17 protein-coding genes are annotated in these 19,187 nt (G+C 61.6%); 13 read left to right on the top strand and 4 right to left on the bottom strand.

The window, feature by feature from the left end; genetic code table 11:
• The first annotated feature begins 109 nt into the window (after positions 1–109).
• The 8 genes from NE850_RS22730 (at position 110) to NE850_RS22695 (ending at position 10,932) form a co-directional block, all read left to right on the top strand.
• Positions 110–1,570 carry an SLC13 family permease gene (locus tag NE850_RS22730; RefSeq protein WP_012431327.1) on the top strand — a complete coding sequence of 487 codons (1,461 nt, stop codon included), beginning with the start codon at positions 110–112 and terminating at the stop codon, positions 1,568–1,570.
• 153 nt (positions 1,571–1,723) lie between these two features.
• Positions 1,724–2,692, top strand: coding sequence for a LysR substrate-binding domain-containing protein (locus NE850_RS22725; protein WP_012431328.1), 969 nt, complete (start codon positions 1,724–1,726; stop codon positions 2,690–2,692).
• A gap of 275 nt (positions 2,693–2,967) precedes the next feature.
• Entirely contained in the window at positions 2,968–5,235 is a 2,268-nt protein-coding gene (locus tag NE850_RS22720) for an iron-containing redox enzyme family protein (protein WP_012431329.1), read from the top strand.
• Positions 5,236–5,287: 52 nt separating this feature from the next.
• Entirely contained in the window at positions 5,288–7,138 is a 1,851-nt protein-coding gene (locus NE850_RS22715) for a carbamoyltransferase (protein ID WP_039364586.1), read from the top strand.
• Between the two features lie 21 nt (positions 7,139–7,159).
• Entirely contained in the window at positions 7,160–7,348 is a 189-nt protein-coding gene (locus tag NE850_RS22710; RefSeq protein ID WP_012431331.1) for a hypothetical protein, read from the top strand.
• A 143-nt stretch (positions 7,349–7,491) separates the two neighbouring features.
• Positions 7,492–8,463 (top strand): hypothetical protein, encoded by a 972-nt coding sequence (locus NE850_RS22705; protein WP_310699425.1) that lies wholly within the window; start codon positions 7,492–7,494, stop codon positions 8,461–8,463.
• Positions 8,464–8,668: 205 nt separating this feature from the next.
• A complete protein-coding gene (locus NE850_RS22700) occupies positions 8,669–9,709 on the top strand; it encodes a fumarylacetoacetate hydrolase family protein (RefSeq protein WP_012431334.1) in 1,041 nt (346 codons plus the stop codon).
• A 23-nt stretch (positions 9,710–9,732) separates the two neighbouring features.
• The gene (locus NE850_RS22695) at positions 9,733–10,932 is read left to right on the top strand and encodes a hypothetical protein (RefSeq protein ID WP_012431335.1); all 1,200 of its coding nucleotides are present in this window, start codon (positions 9,733–9,735) and stop codon (positions 10,930–10,932) included.
• 53 nt (positions 10,933–10,985) lie between these two features.
• On the opposite strand, the gene NE850_RS22690 is transcribed toward NE850_RS22695, so the two are convergent.
• Both NE850_RS22690 and NE850_RS22685 read right to left on the bottom strand, forming a co-directional pair.
• Positions 10,986–11,864 (bottom strand): hypothetical protein, encoded by an 879-nt coding sequence (locus tag NE850_RS22690; protein WP_012431336.1) that lies wholly within the window; start codon positions 11,862–11,864, stop codon positions 10,986–10,988.
• A gap of 272 nt (positions 11,865–12,136) precedes the next feature.
• Positions 12,137–12,433, bottom strand: coding sequence for an H-NS family nucleoid-associated regulatory protein (locus NE850_RS22685; RefSeq protein ID WP_012431337.1), 297 nt, complete (start codon positions 12,431–12,433; stop codon positions 12,137–12,139).
• Between the two features lie 365 nt (positions 12,434–12,798).
• Here NE850_RS22685 and NE850_RS22680 point away from each other — a divergent pair, with 365 nt between their 5' ends.
• A complete protein-coding gene (locus tag NE850_RS22680; protein WP_012431338.1) occupies positions 12,799–13,227 on the top strand; it encodes a hypothetical protein in 429 nt (142 codons plus the stop codon).
• A 103-nt stretch (positions 13,228–13,330) separates the two neighbouring features.
• On the opposite strand, the gene NE850_RS22675 is transcribed toward NE850_RS22680, so the two are convergent.
• Positions 13,331–13,549 carry a hypothetical protein gene (locus tag NE850_RS22675; RefSeq protein ID WP_012431339.1) on the bottom strand — a complete coding sequence of 73 codons (219 nt, stop codon included), beginning with the start codon at positions 13,547–13,549 and terminating at the stop codon, positions 13,331–13,333.
• A 95-nt stretch (positions 13,550–13,644) separates the two neighbouring features.
• On the opposite strand from NE850_RS22675, the gene NE850_RS22670 reads away from it, so the two are divergent.
• The gene (locus NE850_RS22670) at positions 13,645–14,388 is read left to right on the top strand and encodes a hypothetical protein (RefSeq protein ID WP_039364547.1); all 744 of its coding nucleotides are present in this window, start codon (positions 13,645–13,647) and stop codon (positions 14,386–14,388) included.
• 54 nt (positions 14,389–14,442) lie between these two features.
• Positions 14,443–15,660 (top strand): tyrosine-type recombinase/integrase, encoded by a 1,218-nt coding sequence (locus NE850_RS22665; protein ID WP_012431341.1) that lies wholly within the window; start codon positions 14,443–14,445, stop codon positions 15,658–15,660.
• Positions 15,661–15,726: 66 nt separating this feature from the next.
• On the opposite strand, the gene NE850_RS22660 is transcribed toward NE850_RS22665, so the two are convergent.
• Positions 15,727–16,188, bottom strand: a complete 462-nt coding sequence (locus NE850_RS22660; RefSeq protein ID WP_012431342.1) for an Lrp/AsnC family transcriptional regulator — start codon at positions 16,186–16,188, stop codon at positions 15,727–15,729.
• A 239-nt stretch (positions 16,189–16,427) separates the two neighbouring features.
• Here NE850_RS22660 and glyA point away from each other — a divergent pair, with 239 nt between their 5' ends.
• Both glyA and NE850_RS22650 read left to right on the top strand, forming a co-directional pair.
• The gene (gene glyA, locus NE850_RS22655; protein ID WP_223274391.1) at positions 16,428–17,534 is read left to right on the top strand and encodes a serine hydroxymethyltransferase; all 1,107 of its coding nucleotides are present in this window, start codon (positions 16,428–16,430) and stop codon (positions 17,532–17,534) included.
• A gap of 38 nt (positions 17,535–17,572) precedes the next feature.
• Positions 17,573–18,187, top strand: coding sequence for a LysE family translocator (locus tag NE850_RS22650; RefSeq protein WP_012431344.1), 615 nt, complete (start codon positions 17,573–17,575; stop codon positions 18,185–18,187).
• Positions 18,188–19,187 lie beyond the last annotated feature (1,000 nt).

The following is a 19,187-nucleotide window of genomic DNA, read 5'->3' as shown; positions in this document are numbered from 1 at the left end:
GCATATTTTCGTAAGAAGATGTCTGTCAGTCGAATCATCGCCATTGTACGACTGCCTATGATGAAAGCAGTTCAGGAGCGAGACTTCAGACGGCGAGGGAGGAACGGGAATGGGTGATCTGAAGGCTGTCAGGGTCGACGCGGAAGGACCTTCGCACAGTCCGGCGCGCCGGTCACTGCATGCGCGTTACGGTGAGCTGATCGGCTCCGGCCTGCTGATCCTGTGGGTGGTCGCGGCACTTGTCCTGACGCGGTATGTGCCGCTCATCCGCGGTTATCCGGTGGCCATGTCCCAGGCGGCGATCCTTGTGTTCTTCACGGTCTGTTCATGGGCGCTGGGCCTGCTGAAGGAGCCTGTGACGACACTGCTGTTTTTTCTCCTGGCGATGCTGTTCAGTGTTGCGCCCGCACAGACCGTCTTCGCGGGGTTTTCGTCCCCCGCCTGGTGGCTGGTGTTCGGCGGCGCGATCACGGGCGTGGCGGTACGCGTGACGGGGCTCGCGGGCCGTTTCAGCAATTTCCTGCTGGCCGCGCGTATCGAGACGTACGGTCACTATGTTGCGGCGCTCGCGCTCGGCGCCGTCGCACTGGCATTCGTAATGCCATCGACGACGGGGCGGGTCCTGCTGCTCACCCCGCTCGCGCTGACCCTGGCCGACCGTCTGGGTTTTGAGGCCGGACGTCGCGGGCGCACGGGCCTGGTGATGGCGGTCGCGGCCGGAAGCTATATGCCACCGACGACGATCCTGCCAGCGAACATCCCGAACTCGGTGCTGCTCGGCGCGGCGCAGTCACTCTATGGCGTCCACCTGCATTATGGTCCGTACTTCCTGCTGCATTTTCCCGTGCTCGGCGCGCTGAAGACCGTCATCCTCGTCTGGCTGATCTGCCGGCTGTTTCCCGACCGTATCGAGCGCAGCTGCCGGCCGCAGCAGAACGGCGAGCGTCTGTCCCGACGCGAGTGGGCGCTCGCGGTCATCCTTGGCCTGTCGCTGCTGTGCTATGCGACGGACTTCTGGCACGGCATTTCGCCGGCGTGGGTGAGTCTCGCGGCCGGCGTGGCCTGCCTGCTCCCACAGACGGGCATCGTCCCAGTGAAGGACTTCACTGACCAGGTCCACCTTACCCCGCTCGTGTACGTCGCCGGGTTTCTGGGACTGGGCGCGCTGATCTCGGAATCGGGCCTCGGGGGCTGGGCCGCCGGTCTGTTACTGCAGTGGCTGCATATGACGCCGGGCCATGCACTCGCGAACACGATCTGGCTTGAGCTGATCGGAGGATTCATCGGACTACTGACGACGCTGCCGGGGCTGCCTGCGGTCCTGACACCGGTGGCGGGACAGTTCGCGCATGCGAGCGGTCTGCCGCTGTACACCGTGCTGATGCTCCAGGTACCGGTGTTCTCCACGGTCTTTCTGCCGTACCAGTCTCCGCCCATGATGATTGCGATGCATATGGGCGGGGTTTCCCTGCGGGACGGGACCAGGTTGTGCGTCTCGCTTGGCGCAATCACGGTGGTTGCCCTGCTGCCACTGGACTGGACATGGTGGAGGCTGCTGGGGGTGCTGTAGATGCACGGTGTGAGATGTTCCCCGCGGTGAGCGCGTCTGTTGCGTCAGATGTCCGGGCCGGAAAGGCCCGGGACCGGCGAGGGGCGAGCGTGCCTGCTCATGCACGCCGCGGCGCACCGCATGAGCAGGTGATGATCGCGTGGGCAGAACGCTATGCTGGATCTGAGACGATTGCGCTATTTCGTAGCTCTGGCAGACGAGTTGCATTTCGGGCGTGCGGCGCAGAGACTGCATGTCGCACAGCCGCCTCTGACTCGCCAGATCGGGCTGCTGGAGGCCGAACTGGAATTCCCGTTGTTCCAGAGAACGAGCAGGACCGTCCAGTTGACGACGGCCGGCAAGAGATTTCTGCCGTTCGCGCGAGCAATCGTAGAGGACTGTGTGAGGGCTGAAGACTACGCGAGGAAGCTCTCGCGGGGCGCCGCAGGACCGGTCACGATTGGGTATTCTGCCTCCGTATCCCTGAATGCCGGATTCGGCGCTGCACTGAGATCTGCCGCGTTACAGTTTCCCGATATCGAATGGACTCTGGTGGAGATGCCATCAGGCATCCTGAATGAGCGGGTTAGGGGCGGGCAGGTCGATATCGGCATATCGCGTCTCGCCCCACCGGCTGACCTGGGAGGCGTGCGCATCGAGCGGCACCTGCGGGAGCAGGTCGTCGCCGCCATCGCGCTGGATGATCCGCTGTCGATGCACGACACGCTGCGGCTTGAGTCGCTGGCGGACCGTCACATCGTGCTGTCGTCGGCGGGCCAGGCTTCCGGTTTGAATGCCCAGGTTCACCGTCTGTTCGAACGTCACGGATTGATGTTGAAGCCTGGCCCGGCTGCACCGCAACTGTCGTCGATGATGACACTGGTATCGGCGGGCCTTGGCATCGCCCTGCTGCCGGCATCGGCTGCCATGCCGTTGCGCGCGGGCGTGCGGTACATGGCTGTCTCGGGGGACGAGGCTCACATCGACGGATTTGTGATTTGCCGCGAGGAGCAGTTGCCACCCCCGCAAGCTACCCTCCTGCGATTCTTCTTCAATCACACAGCGCTGGACAATCTGCCTTCGGCGGAAGTGGTAGCGGCGGAACAACAGGGTTCCCGCCCGGCCTGCTGCGATCAATCGTGACTGCATTAACAGATGCCCGCATGCCAACGGGCTGTTAAAGCAGTCACAGAAAAAGTATCGATCCCGACGAAATCTGTATTGGTCGTGACTCTACCCGTCCTGCTATAAAGATCTTGCCTGCTTTCAGTGCGTTTTATGCGGCATCACTGAGCATGAAAACCGCGACATTCGTTTTGAATGAGAGTTGGGATGAGACAGGCATGCGGGTCAATGACCACGCCATGGACCGTTCCGAGGCAATCATTGCTGGTCCCGAATGAGAAAGGGGTATTGTCATGAATGCGCGTGTGAGAGAGCGCGACCTTCGCGCGCCAGCGCTTACAGAGAGCGATTGGACGCAGGTGTTCCATGCTCTGCTGGCAGACGCGGAATCGCCTATGGTGCGTGCAAAGGCGAGGGAAGCGGTCAGCCGGGAAATCGCAACGGTCGGGTTGTCGTGGACAGGAGGTGATGCAAAGCGCAGCCTGAAGCCGGGTTCCCTTGAGGACATGCTTGAGGTGAGCAGCGCTGTGTGCAATCAACGCGCGGCCGGCGTCAGTGGATGGGTGGACAAACTTGATGATCGAGGCTGGCGGTTGCTGCTTCGCCAGTATGCCCCCATTGCCGTGACCGAAGGGAGCTGGATCCAGTATGCCTTTGGGCCGTTGCGATCCCATACTGCGTCGAGTGCAGCCTTGCTGCGTGCTCATTCGCTTTATGCCGGCTATGGTAGCTGCTCGGCCAATAACGGGCATCGATATCTGGAGTCGCTGTACGGACTGGGCATCGCACTTCCGCCCGTAACGACATGGGCATTTGCGAACGACGACCAGATAGCGACTGCGGTCTGGCGCGAACCCGCCATTACACTTGCATTGTCGGAATTTCCCGAAACGTTTTTGCCAGAAATACTCGGCTATAACCTGTTTCGCGCAGTGTATGGGCTATGCCCGCTTATCCGTGCCGCCGAAGGTTTTGTCCGGGGACAGGGCGCTGCCATTGCCTACTGGCAGTTTCACAGTTCGGAAGCGATGAGGATGCAACTGGTTGAGGCCGCAACGGTGGCGATCCAGGCATACCTCGAAACGGGTACCGCAGTGAGCGGACTGGACGAAATGAACCGGTCTGCCATCGAACGCATCGGGACCGGTCTCGCGCTCGCAGAGTTGTTGACGGGACACTGGCTGGACACGGTGGCGGGCTTGGTTGATCGGGGTGGGCTCTCGCCGCGTGCACAGATGTTGGCACTTGTCAGACGCAAGGCGTCGCACGCGTTTGGCTACCATCGTCATCCCCGTCTTCGAGGACACACCATTGACGACTATCTGGACCCGCAGCATACCGATGCTGCAGCGTTGCTCGATGAACTGGCCAGGTCTCCCTATGTGAGGCCAGGTGAGTCGGGAAGAAGCCCGCTACTGACGAAGCTGGTGCAGTTCGGCGGTCCGATGTTCAGGATATTTACCCCGGCGGAGCTCGACACGATAGCGGTCTGGATCGACAGCCTGTCGAACGCAGATGCGTCTGCGGCCCAGGTGCGACGCGAAGCGGCTGGTGACATGCCGCGCAGCGTGCCTACACCCGCTGCCGGGATCACGCCGGCGCACAGCAGCAGTGCGCGCTACACAACCGCTTCCCCGGTCGACCGGGCCGATGGGCGTCGATACAACGTGCGGGAACTCTATCACCGCCTGCTCAATGTCGAGGCCTACCCGCAGGCACTCGAGGCGGGGGGGCAGTTTGCGTCCGAATGGCTCATCCGGACGGGCCTCGGGTTGGGCAGTGATGACCGCGGGCTGCCTTTCGAATCGTACAGTGCGAAGGCGCTAAAGACTTGGCTGGATGCGAAGCATCGGGAGCAGGTCGATTCGTATCAGGCTGACGCGGGCGCCATTACGCAGTCACGCGAGGAGGTCATCCACCAGTCGGTTCAGCTCTGTCCGATGGTGTTCATCGACGGAGGCTGGCTGCAACGGTTTTCGTCTGTGGTGTCCTGCGGGAGTGCGATCGGTTCATTGCTGTATCACATCTATGCAGACGAACTCGGCAATGGATCGGTCACGGAAAATCACCCGAATGTGTACCGTGAGCTCATGCGTCAGATGGGCGTCGAACTGCCCGGATTCGGCACACGTGAATTCGCGTTCTGGCGCGGCTTCGACGACGAGGCGTTCGATGTGCCCGTGTTCTGGCTGTCGATATCGAGATTCCCGCGGCGCTTCTTTCCTGAGTTGCTGGGCCTGAATCTGGCGATGGAATTGTCGGGCGTCGGAGGAAGCTACCGGCAGGGGCGCGATCTGCTCAGAAAGTACGGGTACAGCTCGGCGTTTGTCGACCTTCACAACACGATCGACAATGTGTCGACTGGCCACACGGCAATGGCTCTGCAGGCGATCACCCTGCACCTCGACGGTGTCGCGTCGCACAGTGAGGGGCGAGTGATTGACCGCGAGTGGCATCGCATATGGACAGGTTATCGCGCGTTGAAGCCCCCGGAAGGGGTTCGCGGCTGGGTACGTCTTGCTAGACACCGGGCAGCCGCATTACTCACGCGACAGCCGTAGCCAGAGCGAGTGCAGGCCACGAAGATATTTCACCGACCATATGGTGACTGCCATGACGGGAAAAGCGATCCTGGGTATCTCTGCCTACTATCACGATAGTGCCGCGGCCCTTGTCGTCGACGGGCGTATCGTCGCGGCAGCCCAGGAGGAGAGATTTACGAGGAAGAAGCAGGACAGCCGCTTCCCGACACACGCGGTCGAATATTGTCTTCGTGAGGGTGGAATCGGTCTTGGCGAGGTGCAGTCGGTGGTCTTCTACGACAAACCGCTGGCGAAATTCAGCAGGCTCATGCAGACGTACCTCGCGTTTGCACCACGCGGCTTCCCGTCGTTCTCTCAGGCACTACCGGTCTGGATGAAGGACAAGCTGCATGTGCGCTCGTCGCTGGCAAGGGGGCTCGCCGCGGTGTCCGGGTTGCCCGAAGCGGAACTGCCGCAGGTGCTGTTTTCGGAGCACCATCTTTCGCATGCGGCATCGGCGTTCTATCCGGGACCGTTCAGCCGTGCGCTCGTCCTCTGTCTGGATGGGGTGGGAGAGTGGGCGACGACATCCGCGTGGCTGGGTGACGGGACATCGCTCACGCCACTCTGGCAGGTCAATTTTCCGCATTCCCTCGGCCTGTTGTACTCGGCATTCACCTATTACTGCGGCTTCAAGGTGGATTCCGGCGAGTACAAGCTCATGGGGCTTGCGCCTTATGGTGTGCCGCGTTACCGCGATGTGATCCTTTCGAAGCTCATCGATCTCAAGGACGACGGCACATTCCGGCTCGACATGGCGTATTTCAACTTCGCCACGGGCCTGACGATGACGAATGACCGCTTTGCCCGACTGTTCGGTGGACCGCGCCGTGAGCCGGAGAGTCCGCTGACCCAGCGTGAAATGGACCTCGCGGCGTCGATCCAGCTTGTGACCGAGGAGGTCGTACTTCGCCTTGGCCGGACCCTGCACCGGGAGACCGGGGAGCGCTATCTGTGTCTGGCCGGCGGAGTCGCACTCAACTGTGTGGCAAACGGCCGGCTGCTGCGCGAAGGACCGTTTGAGGACATCTGGGTCCAGCCGGCGGCAGGCGACGCTGGCGGCGCGCTCGGCGCCGCGCTCGTAGCGCATTACGAGACGCCGGGTGTGACGAGAGCTGTGTCCGGGACGGCGGACGCCATGCAGGGCAGCTATCTGGGACCGGCCTATACCGATGAAGAGATCATGCGCTACCTGCAGTCAGTCGATGCGCCGTATTACCGGCTTGATGAAAGCGATCTGCTGGAATACGTGGCCGAGCTGCTGGCTGAAGGCAAGGTCATCGGCTGGTTTCAGGGGCGCATGGAATTCGGGCCGCGGGCGCTGGGGAGTCGCTCGATCATCGGAGACCCGAGAAGCCGGAGCATGCAGACGACGATGAACCTGAAAATCAAGTTCAGGGAGTCGTTCCGGCCATTCGCGCCGTCGGTGCTTGCCGAACATGTATCCGACTGGTTCGGGCTGGACCGGCCGAGCCCCTACATGCTCATCGTGGCGCCCGTTGCAGATCAGCGGCGCCTGCCGGTCGACCATGGTTACGAGAATCTTTTCGGGATCGCGAAGCTCAACGTTGCGCGCTCCACCATTCCGGCAATCACGCACGTCGATTATTCCGCCAGGATCCAGACGGTGCACCGCGAAACGAATCCCAGGTTTCACGGCCTGCTCACGAAGTTTTTTGAACGCACCGGTTGCCCGATGGTGGTCAACAGCTCCTTCAACGTGCGGGGAGAGCCGATCGTCGAGTCTCCGTCGGACGCCTATCGCTGCTTCATGAGGACGGAGATGGACTGCCTCGTGATGGGGAACTGTGTGCTACTGAAAGACCAGCAGCCGGTCCGCGAGACGGATACGGCATGGAAAGAAGAATTTGCATTGGACTGACCAGATCGCGGAGGCCGTGATATGCATGCATCCATTTCGATATCCGGGCGCCTGCTCGCGGGCGTCGTGTTTTTTCTGCTGCTGTCTCCGCTGGCGATCGTGTGTCGGCTCTGGTCCGATCCGCTGGCGAGGAAGTGGGAGCCGGCGATGGACAGTTATCGTGTGCTTCCCGACCGGCTGCGCCGGCTGGACATGTCGAGTATGTCGTAGCGGGAAATATCGCTCGAGGACAGAGGAGCATCATGACAGACGCTGCGGACGACATGGAGCGCATACGGTACGGGCTGACACCGCAGATGCGGGAGTATGACCGGCTGCTCGCGCGCGCGGCATTGCGCTGGTCTCCGCATATCATGTTCTTTCATCCGGCGCGTTATGTCTCCCACGTCGTGAATACGGATGAATTCGGATTTCGCCTTGGCATGGGCCCGGCAGGCGAGGCGAATTTCTCCCCTTCAAATCTCGCGGGTGCGCCCGAGGTAAACCTGCTGATCGGCGGCTCCGTCGTGATGGGGCTGGGCTGCTCGGGTGACCTCTCGACGATCCCCTCGATCCTGACACGCTCGGGTGTGGGCGAGGCACCGTGGATCAACATGGGAGGACGGGGCTTCACGTCGGCGCAGGAACTCATCCTCTTTCTGCTGATGCGCGATCGGCTTCCGGCGATCCGCCATATCGTCGTTCTCAGCGGCCTGAACAATCTCGTACTCGCGGATCCACGGAGTGAATTCGCAACGTCTCTGGGTGACTTCTTTTTCTCGCACGACTTCGCCACGGCGATGGCCGATATGAATGCCCGCTATCTGCCCCGCCGCCCGTTCTGGAAGCGGACGCGCAGACATGAGGTTGCGCTTCAGCGTGACGATGCGTGCCCCGGCGAAGAGTCCGATCCAGGCGAGCGCCTTGCGCTGGCCGTCCGGCAAATCGGGCGAGACCTGGGTCACTGGAGCTCGCTTGCCGCCGGGCTTGACTGCACGCTCACCTACGTGATGCAGCCCTTTGCCACGTGGATGGCGCGTGAGCCTCATGAACATGAGCGGGTGATCTTTGATTCGCTGGACCGCCATACGGGCGAGTCGGGCACCCTGGCTGGGATCCGCGGTGCGGCGACAGGAAAGCAGTTCAGGCGTGCAGTTGAGGTGCTGTGCAACAGCCACCGCGTGTCGTTCATCGACATGAATACCCGTTTGACGGCCGATCCGTACCGCGATCGCTGGCTGTTCGTCGATCGGGCGCACCTCACCGATACGGGATGTGAAGCGGTGGCGGAAACGGTTCACGAAGCGCTTCTGCAACTTCATCACCGTGCGTATTCATCGACGTAAAGCTCACTCCACAGGAGGGTATATGAACAGCTCAGGCCAGAAGTCCCAGGTAGCGCAACTCAGGTCAGCAAAGGACAATACGCCCCCCAGGCGGTCCGTGCTGCAGACGCTTCTTGACCGTATCCTGCGTCGCCGGCGGAAGAACGACAAGACGATCTATCCGCTGTTCTGATCTGCTACCCACGTCCGCTGCATGGAGTCGCCAATGAACGCTCTCAAACTCGAACGGGGGTTTGCACTCGCATACGCGAAAATGCGCGAGGAGGCTGCCCAGTGGTGGGTCGTGGTCGGGGAGCATGCCGTTGCGCTGCGGGATCTGGCCGGTGACGGCCTTCTCGAACTTCCGTCGCAAGGTACGGCCACTGTCGACAGCATTTACCCGCGCCTGGAAGCACTGATCGGGGAGTTGTCCGCTCTGCACAGCCAGGCGTTCAGCCACGTTCCGCGCGGTGCATGGCTCGCCGTCGGGCAGTTGCACTTCCTTGCTCCGGTCTCGCCTGCGGCGAGTATCTACTGCTCGGCGGCCAATTACAGGAAACAGCTCGTCGAGCTGATCGTCACGCGGGGCGGTGATCCGGAGATCGATCGGCTGCCGGTTGGCGAGCGACGCCCGGTTGCGCAGCGGATGGTTGAGAAGCGGTCCAGACAGGGTGAGCCTTATTTCTTCCAGCGGCCGAATTCGTGCATCGCACCGCCGGACGGAGAGATCCATGCAGAAAGCGGCACTGAGGAGCTGGACTGGGAACTGGAGCTCGGCATTGTCATTGGTCGTCGTGGACGACATGTCGCACGCGAGGACGCGCCAAATTTTGTGGCCGCCTGTCTCATCCTGAACGACGTTACCGATCGCGCTCTCATATACCGTCAGGATTTTCCGGGTGCCGACTGGCTGAGGGGCAAGGGGATGCCGGCCTCAATGCCCGCCGGGCCATATCTCGTACCGGCGAGCGTGATTGGCGAGATCGACGCGCTGCGACTGCGCCTGTCGGTCAATGGGGAAGTAATGCAGGACGAGCTCGCGGGCGACATGATCCTTGATGTGCCACGCCTGATCGAATATCTATCGTCCCGGGTCGAGCTGCGTCCCGGAGACGTGATTGCAACCGGAACCCCGGCTGGCACCGGAGCCGAGCGCGGGCGTTTCCTGCAGGACGGCGACGTGATACGGGCAGAGATCGACGGACTCGGGTGTCAGATGAACAAGGTTGTGTTCGGACCGGGAGCTGGACCGGGCGACCGGTCCTGAAGACGATCTTCGGGGGCACGCATATGCAGATCAACACGCAGGGAGCGCCACATGCAGTGGCGTGGGTGATACGGGATGCAGAGTACTTCGACTCGAAGTCGCATCAGTTCACGAGGGCCGACATCGAGATCGAGGGCGCATACATCGGGGATATCAAACCGGCACGGACCTCAAGGCTGCAGGATGGTGTCAGCGCCGCCGGGTACGTCTGCACGCCGGGCGTGATTCATCCGTGGGTTGATCCCAGAATGGCCTGTCTCCCTGGCGCCTCGCTTGCCGGGTATGGTGTTACCGGCCTCGGGACGATCTGCGAAAACGTCAGCGATTGCCTGCTGGTGATGTCCGCATTGCGGGGCATGCCGATGACCGTGCACGTGCGGCTCAATGACCGCGGGCGGCGCGATACCGCGATGGGCGGCGCACCGGACAATGAGGTGTTGCTGAGAATAGCGCACCGCGGCAGCCTTTCCGGCGTCATGCTTCGTCCGCTGATTGACGCCTCGAAGGTTGTATCGGCCCAGGAGCTTGTCGATGCCGCCACCATTGCTGCGAGACTCGGCGCGGATCTCGGCGTCGCACTGGGCGACACGTATGAGAAGGCAAGGGACTTCCGGGAGCGGTTCTACTGCAGCGAGATCGAGCTCCTGTCGTTTCTCGGCCTGCTTGATGCGACTGCATGTCTGTTTGTCTCTGCTGCCCTGGGTAGACGGGATCTGGATCTCGTGGAAAAGTCCGGCGCATTGCTCGTCTGTCCGTATGGGTTGCCGGGTCACCCTCGCGGAGCGCGCGCGAGGCGCGCACACGTGGCGCTTGAATGCGGACTCGGACCTTCGTACGTGGGGCAATGCGCGCCGCGGTGGCTGGCAATGCTCGATCAGGACGACGGCGGTGCCGATGCCAACCAGCAGGTCGACGGGATGACGGTCGATGCGGCGCGCGCGCTTGGCATGACAGGTCGGGGAATGATCGCCCCCGGGATGCACGCGGACATATGCCTGTTCTCCCGGCGGCAGGCCCACCTTTCGCAATTGGGTAGCCGCGGGTTCCTGGGGCTGCTTGCGCGTCAACGCCCTGATGCTGTGCTGCTCCAGGGAATATGGAGGACAGGCCTGGGCCGGCTGCGGGATGGACAAAGCGAACGGCATCGCCGGTCCGACACTGCAGCGCCGGGCGGATCGCATCGCCTCGCCCGTGATCCTTGCGCACAGCCGGTATCGCTGTAGGGGTTGCCAGTGTCCGGTAGGCCGGGTGGCTGGAATGGACATATCCGGCTGCGTCAGCGCGTGCGCATGTACGCCCTGTAGACGGCGGGTGACAATTCCTGCAGTTCCCGTCGGCGTGCGAGCAATTCCCGTTGCCGGCCGTCCCTTTCGAGGATCAGAAGATCAAGGACCAGCCGCATCGCACGTTCGGGTGCGAGCTGGCGCGACGGCTGGGCGTGGGCGAGCCATCGCGCAAGGCCGGTTTTCTCGATCAATGCCCATACGGGAAACCATGCAAGGTCAGAGCCGTCGCCATTAGCTTCGAAGTTCGCGTTGAAAGCAAGAAGCAGCGCGTCGAGGGAGGAATCCGCGAGGCGGCCGGCGAGTGTGTCAAAGCGGGAGGGCGAGAGCCACGCGAGTTCGGCCAGCATGGGCCATGCGGCCTCCATCCCTTCGATGTGCCAGGTCGCCTCGGTCATCCATGCAAGGGGAGCCGGGAGGCGTCGCCACGATGCGGTCGCGCTGACTTTCCGCCTTGCGGCGTCCCAGTCGCCAGCCTCCAGCAAGAATGCTGCGGAGTGGCAATCGGCATACCGGGGGCTGTACGCCAGCATTGCACACCGGTGCGCAAGCCGTCTCCATAACACCGGCAGCCACGCCTTGGCATCGCGATGGCCAAGTAGTTGAATTGCAGCAGCCCGGACGTGTACCGTCAGCAGCGTGGCAGTCTCCATGGCGGCGACGTAGCTGCAAATGGGTGCAGTACCGGCATCGTCACCGATTGCGTTCACAAGAAGCTCGAGGACCGGCAGGTGGTGGTCACAGGGAAATTCGGCGGCCAGTACCTGCATCACCCGACGTGTACCGGCATCGTCATATCGCTGCAGGGCGATGAGTGCATCGTTGAGCAGTGCGACGTCCCGGCTGTTGGCAAAGATGTCCAGTTGATCCACGCAGGGTCTCCGTTATGTCGTCCGGCGACAATGCTTTCCCGACCGACGACCACACACGACGTTAAGGCTGCCTGAAGATGGAGGCGATGGCCGCGCGTTGACCGCATGGCGTCGCTGCGGGGTGCGGCAGCACACGGGGTGAACTTGCCGGAAGCGGGACCGATTGATGTCGCGGTGCGTAGCGGTCCGGAATGCGGCCACGAACCGGTTTGACGCGCATGTGCCAGGTGCGGGGGTATCGACCGGCGCCAGCGGCAATGCGACAGTTGCGCCTACGCCTGAATCAGAAACCGCTCGCGATTCTTGCCCTTGACCCACAAGGGCGCGCGACCGCGGCCGCTCCACGTCTGGCCTGTCTTCGGGTTCTGGTATTTCGGGGTCGGTATCTGCGCGGCGCTGCCGTTCAGCGGGGTGCGCTTTCGCCCAAAGATCTGTTCGGGCGTCAGTCCATATTCCTGGACAAGGGCCTGCACCTGCTCGAGGACCGTATGCAGTTCGGCAAGCCGGGCTTCTTCGGCTTGGGCCAGCAGTTTTTCAGCCTTTGCCTTGAGTTCTCGATAAGTCGCCATTCGTTGCTCCTTTGTGGATTTTTCCCACCGGGCTGAATCATGCGTATCGGTTCACCGGAGTAAGTCGCGCCAGAATGCGCCTCTGACGTGCGGTTTCAGCGTTTCCCGGTCGCACAATTTTACCAATATGTTGACAACGCAACGCGGTCCTGCGGCGCCTTTTGCCCTCCTAACTTTAGGAGGTGGATCGCGTCTGGAGCGGACACCATAAACGGAAAGCAGGTCAATGACGAGAAGAGTGGCCTGCCGGGCTGTGCGATAAAAGCAGGTCAACGTTAAGTAATCGAACCGCCATTCGAAGCCGATTGTATAATTAGGAATCCATATTAATAACTGGATCCCGGGGGATGTAGACGGAGGACACCGTGAACCCTCAGAAAGTATCTTCCCGATATTTCGTGCACCTGAAGCGGGCCTGGTATGCCGAAGTCACGCTTCGGGAGACGCCGTTTGTGGACGAGGTGTGCTTTGGGACCGTACCGGCCTCGGGCGCCGGTACGTATGGCGAAATGGCGGTGCGCTGGTACCGGCTCGACCATGTGCTGGCTCCAAGGCTGGAAGTGTTCGACGACGGGTGGCGGCTACTGGCCGACTTTGGCGAGATTCTGCAGGCAATGGCGCAGGTGCGCACGGGCCGCAACGTGGCCATCGCGCCCGCAGCCTTCTGCTTGCTGCTGCAAGAATGTGGGTTTGTCGATCGCACGCCGGTCGAGTGCCCGCCGCTACTGCGATCCCGGCGGCCGACGGATGCCCTCCGGCCGGATCGCGATCGCACCGATGGACCCACCAGGTAGCCGTGGTCGAAGGCGTCCGCGCTGTGCTGCGGGCGCATGTGGTTGCTGGCGCACCCGTCTCCGGGTGGAGTACGACCTGGCACATTCCCGGCTCTGAGAGGAATCAATCGGGGAACTCGCGCTCAAGACATCGCTTGCGCAGGAGTTCGAGATTGACGAGGCTGTATTTCCCGATCGACACGGTCGGAATGTAACCGCGGTTAGCAAAACCGATGACCACGCCGATGGGCAGGCCCACCAGCTCGGCGAAACGTTCGCGGGTGACCAGCGGCGAGGCGTAGACCGGCAATGCCGCCACGGCGGGTAGGGAAGACTGGTCCATAATACTCTCCGGAGTACATCAGTCCCCCAAAGGACTTTTATCCCCAAAAAGGATAAATGGTCGTTTTGGGATGTTATACTGGAGAGAATGGAATCGTGTCAACTACCTTGGAAGACCGTGTGATCCTGCTGCTTCGGGAGCAGTCTGGTGACGATGCGCGTGTCAGTTACGACGAGGAGGAGCCGGGGCGGCCCCTGTTGGGCGGTCATGGATTCTGGGAGCGGCTTGCCGAGCGCACGGGCGTCCTGTCGCGACGATGGCGCAAGGTCTATGCACGCGAGCAGAAGGTGACATCGGACATGCTGCAGGCGCTGGCGAGGCTGTTCCCGTCATACGCGTTCTGGCTCGCGACGGGCATCACGGACGCCACCAATGGGCATACTGCACCCGCCACCGCGCAGACCTTCCCCGAACGCCTGCACGTGGATTCGCCTGAGTCGTCAGCGTATTTTCACGCGTCGATCGAGCTGGCGGACCGGCTGTTCCGCGAAGGGCGGGTCAATGCGGAGGACGACGCGGAGCGCCTGTATGCGGCAGAGAGAACCCGGCCGCTCGCGCACTGGCACGACAGCCCGCTCGCGGAAGTCGCGTACCGGCTGGCGGGCACGCCGGAATATGCCGGACTGCAGCAGCTATGGGAGCGTCGGGAAGGGGAGCGCGCGGTGCGAGGCCGGCGGATCGCCGGAAAGGACCGCCCGGGCGGCAGACGACGCACCGAAGCGGTTGCGCCAGGAGCACAAAGCGCAGTACTGGGGGTGGATGCCCGAACCGCTCACCAGGACGTGTGGGATCTCTTTTATGTGCCTGCAGGCCGGATGCCAGGCAATCGAAAGCGATAGTCCCTGAGCCTAGGGGCATCGTCATCCGGCCGGTGAGGGAATGGGAGTGTCGAGATGACGATCAAACAGGTCAAATCCGGCTGGCAGGTCAATGTGCAGCCTGGGGGACGGGGCGCAAAGCGGCTGAAAAAGACGTTTGCGAAGAAGGCTGACGCAGAGGCCTGGAAGCGGCACGTGCAGGCCAAGGTCCAGGAGACACCCGAGTGGGTGCCGGCACGCAAGGACGCACGCCTGCTGTCGGAACTCGTCGAGCTATGGTACCGGCTGCACGGATCAGGTCTGAACTCCGGCGAAGACACGAAGCGGCGGCTGCTCGCGATGTGCGAGGCAATGGGCAATCCGCGCGCCGACCGGTTCACCGCAGACATGTTTGCGGAGTATCGGGCTCAGCGACTCGCCGCCGGGATTACAGCGAACAACATGAACCGCGAACAGGCGTACATGCGCGCCGTGTTCAATGAGCTGAAGCGGCTCAAGCAATGGAAGCGTGCGAACCCGCTGGAGGATCTGCGGGCGTTCAAGATTCAGGAAAACGAGCTCACTTTCCTCACACTGCCGCAGGTGCGGACCCTGCTCGACGAGTTGCCCAGGGGCCGGAACGTGCATGTCACGCTGGTCTCCATGGTGTGCCTCGCCACCGGGGCGAGGTGGGGCGAGGCCGAGGGACTGCGTATCTCCCAGGTACGCAACGGCGTGATCCAGTTCGTCAAGACCAAGTCAAGCAAGGCGCGTGCAGTCCCGATCAGCAAGTCACTCGCGAAAGGCCTTCACGCGCACTTCAGGACCCACGGTGAAGGCGAGCGCATATTCGGCACGGCATGGTCAGCGTTCCGCGAGGGGCTGCAGCGCGCGAAGATTGTGCTGCCGAAGGGGCAGCTCACGCACGTGCTGCGGCATACCTTCGCGAGCCATTTCATGATGAACGGCGGCAATATCCTCTCCCTGCAGCGCGCGCTGGGACATCATAGCCTCACGATGACGATGCGGTATGCACATCTGTCTCCTGATCACCTTGCGGAAACCCGGCATCTCAATCCGCTTGCCCACGTGGAGCTCTCCGATCGGCGTGCGACCGGGCAGCGCGGCCGCCGCAGGGATGTGATGGCTACGCGGGAGCGGCTTCCTGGGAGGCTCACGGGTCACCCCGAACAGCGGCGTGGCGCCGGAACAGCAGGGGGACGTCGCCCGCTGTCCGCCTTTCTCGCGCGCATCAGTGCAACGCCGACGCAACCGATACGGGCCGTGGCGGGTCGCACGAGCGCCCCGGCATAGGCCGTCGTGCCTCGTGCAGAAGCCGGGCACAAGGGGGAACGGTTGCTTTCCTGGTGGCGCGCCGCGCTATAGCGGAGGCAGTCGTCTGTCCAGCGGGGCAGTCTTCACGATGGAAGTATGCGTGTCGGCTTTTCCATGCAGACGTTTGAGAACCTCGTCGAGATGGGCAACCGAGCGCAGATAGAGGTGGCAGACAAAATCGTCGTCGCCGGTGACCTTGTAGCAGGTCACACATTCGGGGATTTCCTTGATCAGTCTTTCAACCAGGGTGAACTGGCCTGTGAGGGACTTCACCCGCACGATCGCCTGGATCGTATAGCCCAACGGCGCGGCGTCAAAGTCGATGGTGAACCGCCGGATGACGCCGCAGTCTTCGAGTCGCTTCAGGCGTTCGCTGCAGCTCGGAGCCGAGAGTCCGACCTCCGCTGCCAGCGTTCGTATGGAAGTGCGTGAGTCGTTGTGAAGCCTGCTGATCAGATGACGATCGATATCGTCGAAGAGCAGCCTGGCGGATCGAAGGATTTTCACACGACGGGCCTTACATGATGAGCGATTTTTCAATATATCACTTTACAAACGCTATGGAGCGGTCCCGGTCTCGCCAGATACCATCTCTTTGCCCACACGATAAAGGCGGGCATACGAGTCCCCAGAATTAGACGCTTCCCGAACGCGAAAGGATCTGCAATGGCCACCTCATTTGGCGAATCGAAACTCAAGAATCACCTTGACCAAGTCGTGCAGGAACCCGTGCGTCCGGTGGACATATCGGCAGGGACAACCGGTTTTTCGCCGGTATGCGGTTCATCGACGAACTGGAGTCGCTATGCGTCGAACTTCTCAAGAAGGCGTTTCGCGTGCGCTATGCTGACCACCGGTTGATGGGTGGCATGGCGGCCACGCTTGTCGCCTACACCGCATTGACTCAACCTGGAGATAGGGTGATGACCGCACCACTGCAGATGGGCGGCGACACCAGCAATCGGACCAACGGTCCGCCGGGCGTGCGCGGGACGAGAGTGATCGACATTCCTTATTCGGTGAAGGATGGGAGCATCAACCTCGACGAGTTTGCGACGATAGCGCGTAAGGAGCGACCCGCGGTAACCGGGCTCGGGATGACGCTCACGCTGTTTCCACTGCCGATCCGGGAGATCAAGGCCATCGTATCTGAATGGGGCGGGCTCGTATATTTCGACGGCGCGCACCAGCTCGGCCTGATCTCGGCTGGGCTGTTCCAGGATCCACTCGGCGAAGGTGCCGATGTCATGACGGGTTCATCGGGCAAGACGTTTAGTGGTCCCCAGGGTGGCATCATCTGCTGGAATACCGACCGCCTCGCTGACACGATTGCCGAAACGATTTTTCCTGTTCTTACGGGTAGCCACCAGATCAATCGCGTCGCTGCCCTCGCTGTGGCGGCGTCGGAAATGCTCGAGTACGGACCAGTTTACATGCGTCAGGTTGTCGCGAACGCCCAGGCGCTGGCGGAGTTCCTTCACGACCGGGGTATTAACGTTCTCTATGCGGAGCGCGGTTATACGCAGACACACCAGATCGTTGTCGATTCCAGACCTGCTGGGAGCGGCCGCACGGCCGTACGCCGACTTGAGGCTGCAAACATTATCTGTAACGAAATGCCTTTGCCCTGGGACTCCGTCGAGACGGGCGGGGTTGAGACCGGGATCAGGCTGGGCACCGTGGAAGTCACCCGTCGGGGGATGGGGGTAGCCGAGATGGAATGGATAGCCGAACGGATCGCGAAGGTGCTGCATGGTAGCGAGGCAACAGCAATCGCACCGGAGGTCGCCGATTTCCTGGGTCGGTTTGACACGATCTACTACTGCCACGAACATGGACTGCCGCCCCGTTGATGTGTCGTGTACTGGTTATTTGAATATATCGAGGTGATATGTTGTTGACGGCCGCCACGGACCTGAAGCCGGTCCTTTCCTTTTCGCTCGCTTCCATCGCTCTGCTTGCAAGCCCTGGCCCCGCTACGGTCGCGCTCGCTGCCAGTGGAGCGTCATTTGGGTTACGGCGTTCGTTGAAGTTCTATTTCGGAATCGTGGTGGGCCTGATTCCAGCCATCGCGCTGGTCGCAGGTGGGGTCTTTGTGGCGCTGCGCGCTGTTCCGGTCGTTTCGTCGGTTCTGTTTGCCGTGTCGGTAGCTTACATCCTGTACCTCGCGGTAAAGATCGCGTCAGCACCACCGCACTCAGACCCCGAGGAAGTTGCTTCGCCGGGTTTTCTGTCTGGGTTCATTCTTGGGATTACCAATGTCAAGGCTTACGCGGTATTTGCCGCGCTCTTCGGCGGGTTTGCGCTAGGGATTTCGGACCAGTGGGACGTGTTGATCAAAGCCGCAATCTGCATGGCCGTGATCGTGGTCTTTGATTTTCTCTGGCTTGCAACCGGGAGTAACCTGCGTCATTTTTTTACGAATCCTGTATTGAGCCGGATCGTAAACACTGGCCTGGCTGCATTGATGCTCGTGATGGTGGTGTGGTCAGTGTGGAGGTCGTGAACTTGCTACCCGCATGACGTACGGGTCCTGTCTGTTTGAACCATTTGTGGTGACTGTGACGATGAACACTGGAAATACCGTCAGGCTCTACTATGGAGGGCCACTTTGGGAAGTGCTTAGAAGCTCTCCGGGAGGTACGGGTTCCGCGTGTGTTCTATGCGTGCGCAAGCGGGGCCGCCGAGAGATGGCAATCTACCGTGTGTGTGACCTCGTGTCCATCAATGGGGGGGAACCTTCCGCGCTCGCACGATGCGCTGAACACGCCACAAACAGACTGCGCCCTGGTATGCGGAGAGATATTCCTGATAAAAATTCGGCGTTACTTTAAGGGTGCCCCTCAGGCATGATCGAGTGCGGCCCTTTCGAATTGTCCAGACCGGGTATCTATGGAGTTCACCGAATGCACAGTCGCAGGTACTGCCTGCATTGCGTTGTTGCTCGTAGCGACGCTGCATGCGCCAACACATAGGCCTTCGCCCGGGACGACTCACAGGAATCACCATGCTCATGGTACACGTTTCTGGATTTTTTCCGTCGTCGTAGGCGACCGTGACGTGATGCCAGATCCATGCGAGTATGCAGTATCAGGTGTTGAGCAGGACGTTGTGTACGAGTTCCAGTGCATACCGCTGCCGTGCGTCCGGTGGCGTCTCCCCCGGTGCGTCGTTCGCGTGGCAACCATCCTCGGGTGGTGCTGCGGTCTGGAGCCAAGCCTGATAGCTCACGGCCTCGAGCGACCAACGACGTGTCGCGGTGCATAAGGGAGCCGGGTGTACAGGGCGGTGCCCGTCTCCTGACGGCGCCGGGGCCCCTTTCTTTTCTGCGCGCGATCCTGACCCTGGGTTGTCGGGCCCGATCACCGAGCTCCTTGTCAGATTGCTTCGTCACAATGGCGGATACCGTTGGCCTGCGGATCGGTTCAGCCGAACCGTATTCCTGCCCGACGTCCCGCCGTGAGTGAGCGGAGTTTCCTGGGCGACAATCCCGAAACCGTCGAGAT

The organism is Paraburkholderia sp. USG1, assembly GCF_031570135.1.
Lineage (GTDB): Bacteria > Pseudomonadota > Gammaproteobacteria > Burkholderiales > Burkholderiaceae > Paraburkholderia > Paraburkholderia dioscoreae.
This window is presented reverse-complemented; position numbering and strand designations above follow the sequence as displayed.

What these genes read in the sequence shown, in the direction of transcription:
- NE850_RS22730 (WP_012431327.1), top strand. Translation starts at nt 110, where the DNA reads ATGGGTGATCTGAAGGCTGTCAGGGTCGACGCGGAAGGACCTTCGCAC.
- NE850_RS22725 (WP_012431328.1), top strand. Translation starts at nt 1,724, where the DNA reads ATGCTGGATCTGAGACGATTGCGCTATTTCGTAGCTCTGGCAGACGAG.
- NE850_RS22720 (WP_012431329.1), top strand. Translation starts at nt 2,968, where the DNA reads ATGAATGCGCGTGTGAGAGAGCGCGACCTTCGCGCGCCAGCGCTTACA.
- NE850_RS22715 (WP_039364586.1), top strand. Translation starts at nt 5,288, where the DNA reads ATGACGGGAAAAGCGATCCTGGGTATCTCTGCCTACTATCACGATAGT.
- NE850_RS22710 (WP_012431331.1), top strand. Translation starts at nt 7,160, where the DNA reads ATGCATGCATCCATTTCGATATCCGGGCGCCTGCTCGCGGGCGTCGTG.
- NE850_RS22705 (WP_310699425.1), top strand. Translation starts at nt 7,492, where the DNA reads ATGTTCTTTCATCCGGCGCGTTATGTCTCCCACGTCGTGAATACGGAT.
- NE850_RS22700 (WP_012431334.1), top strand. Translation starts at nt 8,669, where the DNA reads ATGAACGCTCTCAAACTCGAACGGGGGTTTGCACTCGCATACGCGAAA.
- NE850_RS22695 (WP_012431335.1), top strand. Translation starts at nt 9,733, where the DNA reads ATGCAGATCAACACGCAGGGAGCGCCACATGCAGTGGCGTGGGTGATA.
- NE850_RS22685 (WP_012431337.1), bottom strand. Translation starts at nt 12,433, where the DNA reads ATGGCGACTTATCGAGAACTCAAGGCAAAGGCTGAAAAACTGCTGGCC.
- NE850_RS22675 (WP_012431339.1), bottom strand. Translation starts at nt 13,549, where the DNA reads ATGGACCAGTCTTCCCTACCCGCCGTGGCGGCATTGCCGGTCTACGCC.
- NE850_RS22665 (WP_012431341.1), top strand. Translation starts at nt 14,443, where the DNA reads ATGACGATCAAACAGGTCAAATCCGGCTGGCAGGTCAATGTGCAGCCT.
- NE850_RS22650 (WP_012431344.1), top strand. Translation starts at nt 17,573, where the DNA reads ATGTTGTTGACGGCCGCCACGGACCTGAAGCCGGTCCTTTCCTTTTCG.